This window comes from Caballeronia arvi (assembly GCF_001544695.2).
Lineage (GTDB): Bacteria > Pseudomonadota > Gammaproteobacteria > Burkholderiales > Burkholderiaceae > Caballeronia > Caballeronia arvi.
The window spans coordinates 1-2,325 of record NZ_FCOM02000184.1; the positions used below are offsets into that span (position 1 = coordinate 1).

2 protein-coding genes are annotated in these 2,325 nt (G+C 58.0%); both read left to right on the plus strand.

Annotated elements, in window-relative coordinates:
- Positions 1 to 46 precede the first annotated feature (46 nt).
- Positions 47 to 346 (plus strand): tyrosine-type recombinase/integrase, encoded by a 300-nt coding sequence (locus AWB74_RS44085; RefSeq protein WP_087039585.1) that lies wholly within the window; start codon positions 47 to 49, stop codon positions 344 to 346.
- Between the two features lie 338 nt (positions 347 to 684).
- Positions 685 to 945: a hypothetical protein gene (locus AWB74_RS44090; protein ID WP_087039586.1), complete on the plus strand. Its 261-nt coding sequence runs from the start codon at positions 685 to 687 to the stop codon at positions 943 to 945.
- Positions 946 to 2,325 lie beyond the last annotated feature (1,380 nt).

Consider the following 2,325-nt stretch of genomic DNA (forward strand, 5'->3'; position numbering starts at 1 on the left):
CTGCCACGCGCGCCGCGCTTGATCGGCACGACGTGAACGCGGAAGAATTGCCGTACACCGTCGATGCCGTAGGACGGCTCGTGCGCATGGCGGTGCAACGCTTGAGCGTGCAGGCCGCTGCGCTGGCGCGAATTTAGCGCGGACGACCTCGTGCAACTGGCGAACACGGGCGCATGCTTTTCGACATACATTTGGGACACGGGCCGTCGCACGCGAGAGGCCGACCGATGTCGTCCAGGCGATCCTCGGACACGCGTCCTTGCGAACAACGTCGATTTATGTGCGGGCGGAGCGTCGGCGCATGCTCGAGGCCGCCGCGCGCTATTACGCTGGAGACGAAGGATAGACGGCGACTTCGTTGCAGCGCGAACCGCGCGAAGATTTCGCTATACAAAATTTGCACAGAGGGTAGGATGGACTGCTGACTTTTGTAGCGGCCGACTCACTGCCTTTCAGGATCCGGTTCAATGTACCGGTACCACACCGGAGACCGTGCAATGCGGTCAAAACCGCGTCACGTAATCAAATCGAACAGCCCTTCCTATTCGAACAAGAAGCGGCATTCGTGGTGACTGGGCTGAGCGCGTGATGCGCGACTGCCTTTGCTACTCACCGTCCCTGGGAATTCGCTCGCGAATGTGCTGCGACCGTTCTCTGTCATCGTAGGCTGAGATAGGAAGTTCAATGCAAAGCAATCTTGACCGGTTCAAAGTCGATCCCACTCCGCGCAGGGCCGACGGCGAGTTCATCGCGCACGCGAGGATAAGCATCAGCGGTGCCGATGGAATTGCAACCGATGTCGTTGTCATGAGCGGTGATTTGGCAGGGTTCCACTCGCGCACCGAAGCCGTTGACCATGGCAAGCAGTGGGCACGAAATTGGTTTGGCGTGTGTTTTGGTATCGGGCTGTGTGAGGTCAATCGCTTGCGAGGATGTGACGTGTGAGGGATGCTGAAGCGGCCAACAGGCGCGCTCCTATGCTTTTCGGGCGCTCCGGATTAGTCGTCAATTGCTTAGACGATCGTATGGTCACCGGCGCATCGGGACATCATCTGCGCCGTGACAACTTGGCTCGAACAGCACCTCGCACGCTTCCCTCGTCCCGGACCGGAAGCAAATCGTCTGCGGGGAGATGATCGCGCATGAGCGAAGGTAGCTTTTCGCTGCGGACTACGGCGAGCGGCTAAGAAGAATAATTCGCAAACGAGTCCACCCGATATCGGATTAGCCTGTGGGCGTTACGCGCCCGCGGAGCACAATAATTAAAGCGGCCTTCACCGCAAAACAACGGGATACGAAGATGACGACAACTCTCCGAGAAAAAGAGGCAGTCGCGCTCGATGCCGTAGCCAGCGCGCAGCGCGCTTTAGAGAATCTCCACAGCGCGAAAAGGCGCAGGCAGGCCAGGACAGACCTAGCGGAGGCAGCGGTAGCACTGGACCTAATACAAACCGCCACTCGGAATGTCAAACCGTACCGGGGCCTCTTTGTTCAATGCGCCGCCTGCCGCAACCTGTTCAACGACGAGGGGAGCTATTTGGCCCATTGGCGGTACGACGATGGATATACCGGGTGTATATCAACGTTATCGGTTCTCAAGGGCATGGGCTTCGTGGTGGAAAGGCACAAGTATGGACGAGACCTTGGGCTTGACTACGTGCTAGGACTCCCCGAGACGCCCAAAACAGAATCTCGTCACGATTATAAATTCAGTAATGCTGCATCGCCTCCTGGCAATGGGAGCGAAAATTTGTAGAAATCCATCAAGGACTGGGCTCGGCCGGAAGCAGAAAACGCACGCTGATAGGTATGCTGATAGGCGATTTGCAGGAAACAAGTGTCCCGATACTAAACACCGGGCGATTCTGAGTTGGCCACTACGGGAGGATAAGGATGCCAAACGAAGTAAATCTATGTCCGCCCCAGCTTTGCAACCTCTGATGCTCGATGCATGTCGTCTTGCTCAAATCCATCCGGCGTCATTGTGGGGACTGCTGCTCGCGCCACGATGAAGTCCGCGCCAGCGGTCCCCCTAAAGTTGGTCGGCTTCAGGAGCTTCTTGCGCGATGAGGGATGGTTTGTTGTCGCTCGCGCTTGCTGGCAGCCGCTGCTCGAAAATTTCGCCGAGGGACACGGCTGTGCGGAGCGGGGCCGCGAAGCCTCGAGCGCGTCACCTGAAATCCCGTCTCCCTGAGGCGACTTTCCCGTTCCTCAATGCCGATGATGCATCCAACCCATGTGATGGGAATCGAGCCACCGGCCGAATCGGCCGTCTGTAGCGGATGGATGTTCGCGTCGATCGCGCCCGGCCAGCACGAACGCAAC

Excerpts from the sequence above, each read along its gene's own strand:
- AWB74_RS44090 (WP_087039586.1), top strand. The coding sequence starts at position 685 with ATGCAAAGCAATCTTGACCGGTTCAAAGTCGATCCCACTCCGCGCAGG.